The organism is Sulfitobacter sp. AS59 (assembly GCF_038899995.1).
Lineage (GTDB): Bacteria > Pseudomonadota > Alphaproteobacteria > Rhodobacterales > Rhodobacteraceae > Sulfitobacter.
Genome location: NZ_JBBMQK010000007.1, coordinates 75,193 through 88,472 on the forward strand (window position 1 = coordinate 75,193; position 13,280 = coordinate 88,472).

Here is a 13,280-nt window from a genome sequence, read left to right on the forward strand (position 1 = left end):
AGGGCCGGGCCACGCAGCGCGCGCCCCGGCATCTTACATTTAGTTACTTCGACGCGATGGTCAAAGGCTGTGCAATACCTGCGTATTCGGCTTTCGCCTGACCCAGCCATTGGGCGTATGCCGCCTCGGATACGACTTTGACGGTGATCGGCATATAAGCATGCGCGTTGCCGCACAGCTCCGAACACTGACCAAAGTACACACCTTCTTTTTCAGCGGTGAACCATGTTTCGGCCAGACGGCCCGGAACGGCGTCTTGTTTGACGCCAAAGGCGGGAACGGCCCAAGAGTGGATCACGTCGGAACCGGTGACCTGAACAACAATTGTCTTACCCACGGGGATCACGACAGCGGTGTCGGTCGCCAAAAGGAACTGCTGCTCGGTATAGCCTGCGGCTTCCAGCTCGGCGACGACCTCGGGTGTTTTGCGGTTTTCACCGCCCAAAGCCGGGGCACCGATCATGTAGCTGTCAAAGCCGAAACCATCGTCCACGTATTCATACGACCAGTACCACTGGTTCCCGATCGCCTTGATGGTCAAATCAGCCTGCGGGATTTCCTGCTGGCGGAAAAGGATCGGCAGCGAATAGGCACCGATCAGCACAAGGATCAAAATCGGCGCAATGGTCCACGCGATTTCAACCGGGGTGTGGTGCGTAAAGGACGCTGCGGTCGGGTTGCGTTTTTTGTTGTAGCGGAACGCGACCCAAAGAATCAGGCCCGTTACGAACAACGTGATCAGCGTGATGATCACCAAGATCAGATAATCCAGATCATGAATGTCTTGTGCGACGCGGGTTACGGCAGGCTGAAAGCCCATTTCCCCGTCAATCGGTTCCCCGATGATTTCGAGGCCATCGATGCGAAGGTTTTCCTGTGCCCATGCGGGGGCGGCAGAAAAGGCGGCCATGAGACCTGAAAGTTTAAGAAGATGTTTCATATGTCGTCCTGATCTTGTGACCATTGATAGCGAATCTTAGCAGCAGGTGCCGTTTTGGACCACGTGCCGTTGTAATCTCTATGCTTACAATCATATTCTAACTTCAAGATAAAGACTTCTGCTTGTGTCAAACGGACGCGAAGCGATCTTTTTGACACAAATCAGGGAACATCTTGATGAGCCAACCTCGTTTTAACCCTTTTGAGGGTGACCTTGACCGCGACACGGCCCTTGCTGTGCTGAAAGATGCTGTAGCAGGCGCGGATGACGGCGAATTGTTCTTTGAACGGCGTCGGTCTGAGGGGCTGATGTTTGATGATGGTCGCCTAAAAACAGCAAGCTACGATGCATCTGAGGGGTTTGGCCTGCGCGCCGTACGCGGCGAGGTCGCTGGATATGCACATTCGTCGCAAATCACCGAATCTGCCCTGCGCAGGGCCGCCGAGACCGCGCGTTTGGCCGTCGGCGACGGTGGCGGTACATGGGCTGATGGTCCAACTGCGACCAATCGACACCTCTATACAGATGAAGACCCTATTGCCGGTGCGACATTTTCGGTAAAAGTCGAAACACTTCGTGAAATCGACGATTTCGCCAGAAGTTTGGACAAACGCGTGGTGCAGGTGTCTGCCTCTATATCCGCGTCGATCCAAGAGGTCGAAATACTGCGCCCCGAGGGCACGACCGTCCGCGATATCCGCCCCATGACCCGCGTTAACATTTCCGTCATCGTTGAACAGAACGGTCGGCGCGAAAGCGGCACAGCCGGTGGTGGCGGGCGCGTTGGGCTGGACGGTTTGATCGCGCGATCCGATTGGCAGGCAAAAACCCGCGAAGCTTTGCGGGTTGCCTGCGTTAACCTTGAGGCCGTCCCTGCGCCCGCGGGCATGATGGATGTCGTGCTGGGCCCCGGCTGGCCTGGCATCCTGCTGCACGAGGCCATTGGCCACGGGTTAGAGGGTGATTTTAATCGCAAAGGCAGCAGCGCATTTGCCGGGTTGATGGGCCAACAGATCGCCGCCAAAGGCGTGACCGTGCTGGACGATGGCACCATCCCTGATCGGCGCGGGTCCATCACCATCGATGACGAAGGCACGCCATCGGCCAAAAACACATTGATCGAAGACGGGGTTTTGGTCGGCTATATGCAAGACCGCCAGAACGCGCGCCTGATGGGCGTGAAATCGACAGGAAACGGACGGCGCGAATCTTATGCGCATATTCCGATGCCGCGCATGACCAACACCTATATGCTGGGCGGTAACGTGGCACCCGGTGATATTGTCGCCGACCTCAAGGATGGTATTTATGCCGTCGGGTTTGGCGGCGGGCAGGTCGACATCACAAATGGCAAGTTCGTGTTCTCTTGCACCGAGGCATATCGCGTTCAAAACGGTGTTGTCGGTGCACCGGTAAAGGGTGCCACGCTGATCGGCGACGGGGCGACCGCCCTGAAACAGATCCGCGCCATTGGCAATGATCCGACGCTGGACCCCGGCATGGGCAACTGCGGCAAGGCCGGTCAGTGGGTGCCTGTCGGCGTAGGGCAACCGACCCTGATGATCGGCGGCCTGACCGTCGGCGGTGCCGCGACTTAATTGATTTTCCCCAGCCCATTTAGCGAAAATGGGCGGGGAACCGTTCACGCGTTGTTAACCAGGTCTGCCTATACCTGATTCTGCAACAAGCGGAGACACGGGATGACTGACAAGGACCACAATCCTTCTTCCACTCACCCCCCAATCCCACCCACCTCGGAAGACGAAAGTTTTGCCCGTCTTCGTTTGTTGCGCTCGCGCCGGGTCGGCGTATCAACGTATAAACGACTGCTGACCGAACATGGCACTGCGCAGAATGCGCTGGCCGCGCTGCCAATGGTGGCGCGCGCCGCGGGCGTCCAAAATTACGAGGTGTGCCCCGAGGGCGTTGTTCATGCAGAATTGCGGGCGGGCAAGGCCGCCGGTGCACGGCTGATCATGCACGGCACAGCAGATTACCCCAAACCCCTAGCCGAGCTTGACGATGCCCCGCCCTTTTTGTGGGTGCTGGGAAATATTGATCTGCTGAACCGCCCAACCGTTTCAATGGTCGGCGCACGCAACGCGTCGTCACTGGGCACGCGTATGGCCAAAGCGCTGGCAAAAGGTCTGGGCGAGGCTGGTTATATTGTGGTGTCGGGGTTGGCGCGTGGGATTGATGCGGCGGCCCATCTTGCGGCACTTCCCACGGGGACCATTGCGGTGCAGGCAGGCGGCATCGACGTGATGTACCCGGCCGAAAACACCCAATTGGCCCATGACATTGCAAAATCGGGCGTGCGCGTGTCGGAACAACCGATGGGCCTGCAGCCGATGGCGCGCCATTTCCCCAGCCGCAACAGGATCATCGCAGGACTTAGCCGCGCAACAATCGTGGTCGAAGCCGCCGCCAAGTCAGGCAGCTTGATCACCACACGTGACGCCTTGGATCAGGGCCGTGATGTTTTGGCCGTGCCCGGTCACCCCTTCGACGCACGTGCGGCCGGATGCAATATGCTGATCCGAGATGGCGCAGGGCTGGTCAGAAACACCGCCGATGTGATCGAAGCTTTGGGCAAAGAGTGCCTGCCTGCGTCCCCCTCCCCTCAGCCAGAGCTTAATCTTGCACCCGGCGAAAAACAGGCGACCTCGCAAAGAACGCTGAGGGAGACCGCCGCCCTGCACATGCAAATTCTGTCACGCTTGGGGCCAAGCCCCATCGCCGAAGACCAGCTTATCCGCGATTTGAAAGCCGCCCCGGCCAAAGTTGCACCCGCCCTGATCGACCTTGAATTGGAAGGGCAAGTGCTGCGCCAGCCCGGAGGTTTGGTTTCGCGGGCGGGATGAGAAATCGCATACCACCGCTGCCTGTGTTTCCCTGCGCACATTCCCGGCAAAACCATTCGACAATCACATTCATCACGCCGGCCCTATTGGCTTGCCGTCACTAAAATCTGATACACGCGCAACTTGCATCTGCCGCCGCTATGGGTGAACGGACTGTCCAGTTTCAAACGCCCTGCGCATTGACAAAACACCCGCTACGCCACATGTCACAGCACACGCAGACCCATTCCAATTGATCCAAGGTACGGAAATATATGCCAGTTGTTGTCGTCGAATCACCTGCTAAGGCCAAAACGATCAACTCTTATCTGGGCAGCAATTACACTGTTCTAGCCTCATATGGCCACGTACGTGACCTTCCGCCCAAGGATGGATCGGTCGACCCCGATAATGATTTCGACATGCTTTGGGAGGTCGCATCGGCCAGCAAGAAGCACGTAAAAGCGATCGCCGACGCGTTGAAGAACGACAACGAACTGATCCTCGCGACTGACCCCGACCGCGAAGGGGAAGCGATCAGTTGGCACCTGCAAGAGGCGCTGACCGCCCGCAAATCGATCAAGAAAGACACGCCTGTCAGCCGCGTGGTTTTCAACGCGATCACGAAATCCGCCGTCACCGAGGCGATGAAAAACCCGCGCCAAGTGGATATGCCATTGGTCGAGGCGTATTTGGCACGCCGTGCGCTGGATTACCTCGTCGGGTTCAACCTGTCCCCGGTTTTGTGGCGCAAGCTACCCGGTGCGAAATCGGCAGGTCGCGTGCAGTCGGTAACTTTGCGGTTAATCGTCGAACGCGAAATGGAAATCGAAGCGTTCCGAAACCGCGAATATTGGAGCGTGAAAGCACTGGTCGCCACACCGCGCGGTCAGGAATTCGAAGCGCGGCTTGTCACCCTTGCTGGCAAAAAGCTGGATCGTTTCGATCTGGGCAATGACACACAGGCCGAAATGGCTGTGCAGGCGATCACCAGCCGAGATCTAACGGTCACCAGTGTGGAGGCAAAACCCGCCAGCCGGAACCCTTCGGCGCCGTTCATGACGTCGACCCTGCAGCAAGAGGCCAGCCGTAAATTCGGTATGGGTGCCCGCCAAACCATGAGCACCGCCCAACGTTTGTACGAGGCCGGTCACATTACCTACATGCGGACAGACGGCATCGACATGGCCCCCGAAGCGATGACTATGGCCCGCGACGCGATCAAGGATCGCTTTGGCGCGGAATACGTGCCGTCAGCCCCGCGCATCTACAAGAACAAAGCCAAGAACGCCCAAGAAGCGCACGAATGTATCCGCCCGACCGATATGGCCAAGGATGCAGCCGCGTTGAAATTGACAGAGCCGGATCAGCGCAAGCTGTATGACCTGATCTGGAAACGCACGTTGGCGTGCCAGATGGAAAGCGCTCGGCTGGAGCGGACAACGGTCGAGATTGGCAGCAAAGACGAACAGGTCGGCCTGCGCGCGACAGGTCAGGTTGTTCAGTTCGACGGCTTCTTGCGTGTCTATGAAGAAGGCCGCGATGATGTCGTCGACGAGGACGACAAGCGTCTGCCCCAAATCAGCCAGGGCGATAAAATGGACAAACGCTCGGTCACGCCCGAGCAGCATTTCACGCAGCCGCCACCACGCTATACCGAAGCCACGCTCGTCAAACGCATGGAAGAGTTGGGGATCGGACGCCCGTCGACATATGCAAGCGTCGTGACCACCATCCAAGACCGCGAATACGTCCGCAAGGAAGGCAACCGTCTGTTCCCCGAGGACAAGGGGCGGCTTGTGACCGCATTTCTCGAGAATTATTTCCGTAAGTATATCGGCTATGACTTTACAGCCGATCTTGAAAACCAACTGGATAAAGTCAGCGCGGCGGATGCGGATTACAAAGACGTTTTGGGCCGCTTCTGGAAAGATTTCTCAGCGGCGATTGCTGAAACGGCCGATCTGCGGATCACCGAAGTGCTCGAGAAAATTAACGAAGTTCTAGAGCCGCACCTGTTCCCACCAACCGAAGATGGCTCGGATCCGCGTCTGTGTCCTAACTGCGGGACCGGTCGATTGTCGATGCGCACAGCGCGGTCGGGTGGCGCGTTCATTGGCTGCTCGAACTACCCCGAATGCCGCTATACGCGCCCCTTCGGCCCGCCTGACCCCGAGGCAGAGAAATCGGCTATCCCGCCGGATGGCAAGCTTTTGGGCGAAGACGATGGCGACGAAATTCGCGTGTTTAAGGGACGTTTTGGCCCTTATGTGCAGCGCGGTGCCGTCACCGAAGAGAACAAGAAACCGCCACGCCAATCGGTGCCCAAAGACTGGCCCGCAGAAGAGCTTGAGCTGGACCGCGCATTGATGCTGCTGTCCTTGCCGCGCGAGATCGGCCCCCACCCCGAAGACGGGATCATGGTTTGGGCCAATATCGGGCGTTACGGCCCCTATATCAAACATGCGCCCAGCACGTCGGATCGTGGCGGCACAAACGCCAACCTTGAAAGCCTCGACGAAGTATTCACCGTTGGCATGAACCGTGCCGTGCAATTGCTGGCCGAAAAGGTTGCCAGCCGGGGCGGGCGTGGCAAGGCCGCAAAACCGATCCGCGAAATGGGCGAGCACCCAGATCTGGGCGGCGATGTGAACATCATGGAAGGAAAATACGGGCCCTACGTGAAATGGGAAAAGGTCAACGCGACCATTCCCAAAGAAGTCGAGCCTGCCGACCTGACCATGGAACGTGCCGTCGAGCTGATCGAGGAGAAGCTGGCCAAGTCACCGGCCAAGCGCAAGGCCGCCACCAAAAAGGCACCTGCAAAAAAGGCCGCTGCTAAAAAGCCCGCAGCAAAGAAGCCCGCCGCCAAAAAGAAAGCGCCCGCGAAAAAGGCGCCCGCCAAGAAGGCCGGGTAACCATTTCGTGAATGCATTGCAATTCATGAATACGTGAATTGCCGCTTGGCCATCCAAGTGTCACCTGTGCAGTGAATGCCACAGCATAAGGAGCACAAGGATGGCCGAGCAGAATATTCCACGTCGCAAATTTTTAACGGTGGCCGGTGCCACCCTATTCATGCCCTCTATTCTTCGCGCGCAGTCAGCCGAGCCGGAAAGGGAGGGCGACCCTGTACGCCACAACACCTCTAGCTTTACCCAGCAGCGCTGGCAGGACCACTTTGATGATCTTGGCAAGGCCGCCATCGTTGCGGACACGACATCGCGTGCCTTGCATTTCTGGAGCGGTGACGGCGAAACTTATAATATATATCCGACCTCTGTGCCGCGCAGTGACGAGCTGACCAAGCGCGGCTACACCAAGATCATGCGCAAACGTGTTGGCCCCGACTGGACCCCGACCGCCAGCATGATCGAACGCAACCCCGAATTGAAATACATGCCCCCCGGCCCGGACAATCCGCTGGGCACCCATGCGATGTATCTGGGCTGGCCCGCCTATCTGATCCACGGCACCCACGACACCCGCAAGATCGGGCGGCAAAGCTCGGACGGGTGTATCGGTCTTTACAATCACATGATCGAAGCGCTGTTTCAAATCGCGCCCATCGGCACCCAGGTTCGTATCGTCTGAGAAAAAGCAGCGCGCGAATGAGCGGCTGAGCAGCCCAATAATCCCTCTTCACTTACAATTAGAACAGTTTTCAGGCGCATCTTAACCGGTGCGCCTGAGCCATATTTGACACCTGCGAAACGTAGCGTCATAGAAGTGAATATGCATGGAGACGCGCGGGATGGCCCCGCTATCGAAAGGACCCGGAATGAAGAAAATCTATGGTAGCGCCGCCGAAGCGCTGGACGGCGTATTACGCGACGGCATGCTGATTGCCGCTGGCGGTTTTGGCCTCTGCGGCATCCCCGAACTGCTGCTTGCTGCGATCCGCGACGCTGGCACCAAGGATCTGACGTTTGCGTCGAACAACGCGGGCGTTGACGATTTCGGGATCGGCATTTTGCTTCAGACCAAGCAGGTCAAGAAAATGATCAGCTCTTACGTGGGCGAAAACGCCGAGTTTATGCGTCAGTATCTCAGCGGCGAGCTGGAATTGGAATTCAACCCACAAGGCACGCTGGCTGAACGTATGCGTGCCGGCGGCGCGGGCATTCCCGGCTTCTACACCAAAACGGGCGTTGGTACTGTCATCGCCGAAGGTAAAGAGCACAAAGATTTCAACGGCGAGACCTATATCATGGAAGAGGGCATCTTTGCCGATCTGGCCATCGTAAAGGCGTGGAAAGCGGACGCGACAGGCAATCTGGTGTTCCGCAAGACCGCCCGCAACTTTAACCCGCCCGCCGCGATGTGCGGCAAAATCTGCATCGTCGAGGTCGAAGAGATCGTTCCGACAGGCAGCCTTGACCCTGACACGATCCACCTGCCCGGCATCTATGTGCACCGCATCGTTCAGGGTGAGCATGAAAAGCGGATCGAACAACGCACGGTAAGGAGCGCATAATATGTGGGATCGCAATCAAATGGCGGCGCGCGCCGCGCTCGAACTGCAAGACGGCTGGTATGTGAACCTGGGCATCGGGATTCCGACGCTGGTGTCAAACTACATCCCCGAAGGCGTCGAAGTGACCCTGCAATCGGAAAACGGCATGCTCGGCATGGGCCCGTTCCCGATTGACGGGACCGAAGACGCCGACCTGATCAACGCGGGCAAGCAAACCATCACGGAACTGCCCCAGACCGCCTATTTCGATAGTGCGACGTCTTTTGGCATGATCCGCGGCGGCAAGATTGCCATGGCGATCCTTGGTGCCATGGAAGTTGCTGAAAACGGCGATCTGGCAAACTGGATGATCCCCGGCAAGCTGGTCAAAGGCATGGGCGGCGCGATGGATCTGGTGGCTGGTGTTGGCCGCGTGGTCGTTGTGATGGATCACACCAACAAACACGGCGACAGCAAAGTCCTTAAGGAATGCAGCCTGCCGCTGACCGGCAAGGCCGTGGTGGACCGCATCATCACCAACCTTGGTGTACTGGATGTCGTCGAAGGTGGGCTAAAGATCGTGGAATGCGCCGATGGCGTTACCGAGGAAGAGCTGCGCGCCGCGACCCAAGCCACAATCGTCTAATTGACCAAGACATTAAGAAAGGGGCGCGACTTGGTTGGCTGCGCCCCTTTTTCGTGGGCTATTTCATTGCCACGAAAACGCAGCCGTCTGAAATAAGCTCTGGCGGGGTCTGGCACAGCCCTTTGGCCACTTGGAACGCGGCCAACACCTTGGGCACATAATCGCGGGTTTCTGCGAAAGGTGGCACGCCTGCATGGTCGCGTACCGATCCCTCGCCCGCATTATATCCTGCCAGCACCAGAATGGGATCACTGTCAAAATGGCCCATTAACCAATCAAGGTATTTCACACCGCCCAAGATATTTTGGGTGGGCTTCATACTGTCATCCACGCCAAAACGCGCGGCCGTGTCTGGCATCAACTGCATCAACCCTTGGGCCCCTGCCCCGCTGATGGCGTCTGCTCGCCCCGCCGATTCAACAGTGATCACCGCCAAGACCAATGCAGGTGACACCTTGGTTCCGATGGTTGAACGTAAGATGTCTATTCCGTTGGCTTGCGCGATCTGCTGCATTTGCTGCATTCGGGGTGCCGGCACCTTGCTGCCCGCGGTGGCGAGCGTCGTCATTGCAACTTCTAGCCGTCCGGGTCCTGACTTGGCCCGATCAGGCGATACCTTATCCCAGAACCAGTCAAACTGCCCCGGTGCAGCAGGCGCGATGGCCCCCGATGGCGTCGCCACGACCTGCGGGGTGGCTGGTGCTTGGGGTTCAATGAAGACGTTAATTCGGTTCCGGCTTCCCGGTTTGGGCGGCTTTACACGTTTTGCTTCGAACTGTGGAAAAGGTTTGGGCGCGTCAGCCCAGAGCATTGGCCCCGCCAATACCCCCGCCATGAGCGAGATCGTAAATAATCGAAACATCTTCGCCTGCTTTTTATGCTTATTCTGCTCGATAGGCTGAACATCGCATGAAAAACCTCTAAAAACCAGCCAATCATGGCAGGGATTGTGGCTAAATCGCCTTAATCTAAGCCCCAAACCCTGCCCAAGCGGGGGATTCAGAAAAAGTTGAAACTTTTTTTCATTTAGATTCAGGCGCGTAAAATTAATCTGCAGTTAATCGTCGCAGAAAGCGCAAATGTCACAATTGACGCCAAATTCATGCCTCATTCAGGGGGCTATATAGCGTCATACCAAGTCGGACAGACGCTGAATAAGCAGACACAGCGCCGCAGACATCGACACGGTTGAGATTGAAATTCTTTGTGATCCTTGGAGGGACATACCATGATGAAACTTATCAAAAACTTTAAAAATGACGAATCCGGCGCAGTAACAGTTGACTGGGTTGTTCTGACCGCCGCCGTTGTTGGCCTGGCCGTTGCTGCTTACTCATCGATCGAAAGTGGCGCGTCCACACTGACCAGCAACACCAAAACTTACATGGACACGGTTAAGCCAGCCAAAGTCGGAAGCTAACACTCCGATAAGATTGCAAAAAATCTTGATTGTTCAACAAAAATTGGCCGCATTTTATGCAGCAAGATGCGGCCAATTTGATCGAGATTTTAACCCCTAAAGGCATCATTCATGTACAATAAAATCAAAAATTTTATCACCAAGGCCGACGGTGCGATCACTGTTGACTGGGTTGTACTATGTGCTGCCATTGTCTTCTTCGCGCTCATGATCGTTACGGCCACCCGTGATGGCACTGTCGATCTTGCCGACCGGACAATCGTCATGAAACCTGGCGGTTCTTGACCCACAAATATCTACTAGAGCCGACCAATTACCCCATAACAAACTGTCGGCTCATTAATGCCGCCTCTGCTCCATAGTCAGGCCATAATTTACCGGCATCTTGGGCGCGATATACGCCAGAAATATTTTTGGCGGATGAATTTACGAGGGAAACACCATGCGGATGTTATTTGGACTGGTCCTGTTGGCGGGCATCGCTCTTGCGGGCGGTGCAGTCTATCTGGCCAAGGGCCGCATCGGCGAATACCAGATGGCAAACGCACAGGCACAGGCCGCGTTGGCCCAGATCGTGCCGACGGTGAATGTCTTCGTCGCCGATAAACCTCTGAAATACGGCCAACAGCTTTCGCGCGATGATGTCCGCCAAGTCGCATGGCCTGAAAATGCAATCCCCGAGGGCACGTTTCTGGACGCTGCCGTTCTTTTCCCAGAAAACAGCGACCAGTTGCGCGTGGTGCTACGCGCCATCGAAAAAGACGAAGCCATTATGGCCGTCAAGGTCACTGAGCCGGGCCAAGACACAGGTCTGACATCTCGGCTGGAACGTGGCACGCGCGCTTTCACAATCATGGTTGATGCATCCAGCGGCGTTTCCGGTTTTCTGCGCCCCGGTGACCGCGTCGATGTCTATTGGACCGGCCGCATTAACTTGGACGGGGCCAGTCAAAACGGATCGGGTGATGTCACCAAGCTGATTGAGGCGGGCATCCAACTGATCGCGATTGACCAAAGCGCGGGCGGCGAACGCAGCGAAGCCGAGATCGCACAAACCGTGACAGTTGCGGTCAAACCCGATCAGGTCGCCGCATTGGCGCAGGCGCAGTCCACCGGCAAGCTGTCGCTGTCGCTGGTCGGGGCAGAAGATGACACAGTCGCCTCCAGCATCGAGGTCGACCAACGCAAGCTATTGGGCATCCAGACAGAAACCGCGAAGGTAGAAGTCGAGAAAGAACGCGTATGCACAATACGGACGCGCCGGGGTGCAGAAGTTATGGAAATTCCGATCCCCTGCACAAACTGAGTTTTCGGTAAATCACACCAAATGCCGCGCCATGATGCGTGGCTTTTGGTCTTTAAAGGCACATGTTGCCCTTAATCCACAGCAAATTGCACCGTTGCATCATTGATTCTTGCAAAAATGGCCAAATACGCTCAAGGTGTGGGAAACGACGGGCAACAAGACCCACCCCAGAGGCGTGATCACAAAGGCAGGTCACATGAAAATCGATAAATTATTTACAGCGGCCTTTTTGGGGCTGACCCTATGTGCAATGCCAATGATGATGGCCGCCCCGACCGCCGTGCAGGCTGACACCCTGCGCGTGGTCAAAAAGGGTACCAACCGCGCGCTTGAGGTTCCGATGAACCGCGCGGTCGTGGTTGAAAGCGACATCCCCTTTGCAGAGCTTAGCATCGCGAACCCCGGCATCGCCGACATTTCGTCTTTGTCTGAACGCACCATCTATGTTCTGGGCAAATCCCCCGGTCTGACCACGTTGACGTTGTTGGACGCGGCCGGCCAGTTGATCACGAATGTCGATGTGCGCGTCGCCTCGGACATCTCGGAATTCAAAGAACGGCTGCGCCAGATCCTTCCCGGTGAAAAGATCGAAGTGCGCACAGCAAATGACGGCATCGTCATGTCCGGCATCGTGTCATCAACGCAGCGTTTGCAGCGCGCGCTGGATTTGGCGGAACGCTATGCACCGGAGCGCGTATCGAATTTGATGAGTGTGGGCGGCATTCAGCAGGTCATGATGAAAGTCCGCTTTGCTGAAATGCAGCGGTCGGTTTCAAAATCGCTTAGCGCGTCCTTGGCGCTGGACGGTCTGGGTGCCGCAAGTCGCACCTTGAGCGGCGGGACCAATACAACCAACACATCCGGGGCCATTGCCAATTCGCTTGCCGGATCGACCCCTTCGACCAACACCAATGCGGGCGCGGTCCTGTTCGGCTTTAACGCCGGTTCTACTCAGGTCGGCTTGCTGCTTGAAGCGCTTGAACAAAAAGGCGCGGTGCGTTTCCTTGCTGAACCCAACCTTGTTGCCCTGTCCGGCCAAGAGGCGAAATTCCTGGCGGGTGGCGAATATCCGGTTCCTGTGTCGCAATCTGATGACCGCGTTTCGGTCGAATACAAACCCTTCGGCGTCGAGATGAGCTTTATCCCCCGTGTCGTCGATAAGGATCTGATCAATCTAGAACTCAACGCCGCTGTGTCAGCAATTGACGCGTCAAATTCGGTGTCTTTGGGCAATGGCTTTAACATCGCGGCCTTCACCCGCCGCGAAACATCGACCACGGTCGAAATGCGCGATGGTGAAAGCTTTGCTATTGCGGGACTTTTGCAAGATGACTTTACCGACACCTCCAGCCAACTGCCGTGGATCGGCGACGTTCCTGTTTTGGGGGCCCTATTCCGCAGCGCGAACTATCAACGCCAGCAGACCGAGCTGGTGATTATCATTACCGCCCATCTGGTGACACCAACCCGCGGCGAGGCTTTGGCACTGCCCACGGACCGGATCACCCCGCCCACCGAAAGCGATTTGTTCCTTAACGGACGGGTGACCGGTGGCACGCGCGCACCGACGAAAGGTGCTGCAGGCGAAGTTGCCAAACAGGATTTCAGTGGCTCTTACGGCTACGTACTGGATTAAAGCGATGAATTCTCAGATCACAGCCAAACTTGG

12 protein-coding genes are annotated in these 13,280 nt (G+C 56.8%); 10 read left to right on the forward strand and 2 right to left on the reverse strand.

From position 1 onward, the window contains the following. Positions 1-43: 43 nt before the first annotated feature. Positions 44-940 carry a cytochrome c oxidase subunit II gene (gene coxB / locus WNY39_RS15015; protein WP_342846786.1) on the reverse strand — a complete coding sequence of 299 codons (897 nt, stop codon included), beginning with the start codon at positions 938-940 and terminating at the stop codon, positions 44-46. A 176-nt stretch (positions 941-1,116) separates the two neighbouring features. Here coxB and tldD point away from each other — a divergent pair, with 176 nt between their 5' ends. The 6 genes from tldD (at position 1,117) to WNY39_RS15045 (ending at position 8,885) form a co-directional block, all read left to right on the forward strand. After that, complete coding sequence (gene tldD, locus WNY39_RS15020; RefSeq protein WP_342846787.1) at positions 1,117-2,538, forward strand: metalloprotease TldD; 1,422 nt, start codon at positions 1,117-1,119, stop codon at positions 2,536-2,538. Between the two features lie 102 nt (positions 2,539-2,640). Beyond that, complete coding sequence (gene dprA / locus WNY39_RS15025) at positions 2,641-3,804, forward strand: DNA-processing protein DprA (protein ID WP_342846789.1); 1,164 nt, start codon at positions 2,641-2,643, stop codon at positions 3,802-3,804. Positions 3,805-4,058: 254 nt separating this feature from the next. Then, the gene (gene topA / locus WNY39_RS15030) at positions 4,059-6,701 is read left to right on the forward strand and encodes a type I DNA topoisomerase (RefSeq protein WP_342846791.1); all 2,643 of its coding nucleotides are present in this window, start codon (positions 4,059-4,061) and stop codon (positions 6,699-6,701) included. A gap of 100 nt (positions 6,702-6,801) precedes the next feature. Beyond that, a complete protein-coding gene (locus WNY39_RS15035) occupies positions 6,802-7,377 on the forward strand; it encodes a L,D-transpeptidase (RefSeq protein ID WP_342846793.1) in 576 nt (191 codons plus the stop codon). Positions 7,378-7,564: 187 nt separating this feature from the next. Next, entirely contained in the window at positions 7,565-8,260 is a 696-nt protein-coding gene (locus WNY39_RS15040) for a CoA transferase subunit A (protein ID WP_342846795.1), read from the forward strand. Between the two features lies 1 nt (position 8,261). Further along, positions 8,262-8,885, forward strand: a complete 624-nt coding sequence (locus WNY39_RS15045; protein WP_342846797.1) for a 3-oxoacid CoA-transferase subunit B — start codon at positions 8,262-8,264, stop codon at positions 8,883-8,885. 58 nt (positions 8,886-8,943) lie between these two features. Here WNY39_RS15045 and WNY39_RS15050 read toward each other — a convergent pair whose 3' ends face one another. After that, positions 8,944-9,747 (reverse strand): lytic transglycosylase domain-containing protein, encoded by an 804-nt coding sequence (locus tag WNY39_RS15050; protein ID WP_342846799.1) that lies wholly within the window; start codon positions 9,745-9,747, stop codon positions 8,944-8,946. Between the two features lie 366 nt (positions 9,748-10,113). On the opposite strand from WNY39_RS15050, the gene WNY39_RS15055 reads away from it, so the two are divergent. The 4 genes from WNY39_RS15055 to WNY39_RS15070 all read left to right on the forward strand — a co-directional run bounded on the left by WNY39_RS15055 (position 10,114) and on the right by WNY39_RS15070 (position 13,247). Continuing rightward, positions 10,114-10,305, forward strand: a complete 192-nt coding sequence (locus WNY39_RS15055) for a hypothetical protein (RefSeq protein ID WP_342846801.1) — start codon at positions 10,114-10,116, stop codon at positions 10,303-10,305. Positions 10,306-10,416: 111 nt separating this feature from the next. Then, entirely contained in the window at positions 10,417-10,590 is a 174-nt protein-coding gene (locus tag WNY39_RS15060) for a hypothetical protein (protein ID WP_341233416.1), read from the forward strand. A 157-nt stretch (positions 10,591-10,747) separates the two neighbouring features. Beyond that, positions 10,748-11,611: a Flp pilus assembly protein CpaB gene (gene cpaB / locus WNY39_RS15065; protein WP_342846804.1), complete on the forward strand. Its 864-nt coding sequence runs from the start codon at positions 10,748-10,750 to the stop codon at positions 11,609-11,611. A 196-nt stretch (positions 11,612-11,807) separates the two neighbouring features. Then, positions 11,808-13,247 carry a type II and III secretion system protein family protein gene (locus WNY39_RS15070; protein WP_342846806.1) on the forward strand — a complete coding sequence of 480 codons (1,440 nt, stop codon included), beginning with the start codon at positions 11,808-11,810 and terminating at the stop codon, positions 13,245-13,247. The last annotated feature ends 33 nt before the right edge of the window (positions 13,248-13,280 follow it).

Coding starts and splice junctions, on each gene's coding strand:
- coxB (WP_342846786.1), bottom strand. CDS start 940: ATGAAACATCTTCTTAAACTTTCAGGTCTCATGGCCGCCTTTTCTGCC.
- tldD (WP_342846787.1), top strand. CDS start 1,117: ATGAGCCAACCTCGTTTTAACCCTTTTGAGGGTGACCTTGACCGCGAC.
- dprA (WP_342846789.1), top strand. CDS start 2,641: ATGACTGACAAGGACCACAATCCTTCTTCCACTCACCCCCCAATCCCA.
- topA (WP_342846791.1), top strand. CDS start 4,059: ATGCCAGTTGTTGTCGTCGAATCACCTGCTAAGGCCAAAACGATCAAC.
- WNY39_RS15035 (WP_342846793.1), top strand. CDS start 6,802: ATGGCCGAGCAGAATATTCCACGTCGCAAATTTTTAACGGTGGCCGGT.
- WNY39_RS15040 (WP_342846795.1), top strand. CDS start 7,565: ATGAAGAAAATCTATGGTAGCGCCGCCGAAGCGCTGGACGGCGTATTA.
- WNY39_RS15045 (WP_342846797.1), top strand. CDS start 8,262: ATGTGGGATCGCAATCAAATGGCGGCGCGCGCCGCGCTCGAACTGCAA.
- WNY39_RS15050 (WP_342846799.1), bottom strand. CDS start 9,747: ATGTTTCGATTATTTACGATCTCGCTCATGGCGGGGGTATTGGCGGGG.
- WNY39_RS15055 (WP_342846801.1), top strand. CDS start 10,114: ATGATGAAACTTATCAAAAACTTTAAAAATGACGAATCCGGCGCAGTA.
- WNY39_RS15060 (WP_341233416.1), top strand. CDS start 10,417: ATGTACAATAAAATCAAAAATTTTATCACCAAGGCCGACGGTGCGATC.
- cpaB (WP_342846804.1), top strand. CDS start 10,748: ATGCGGATGTTATTTGGACTGGTCCTGTTGGCGGGCATCGCTCTTGCG.
- WNY39_RS15070 (WP_342846806.1), top strand. CDS start 11,808: ATGAAAATCGATAAATTATTTACAGCGGCCTTTTTGGGGCTGACCCTA.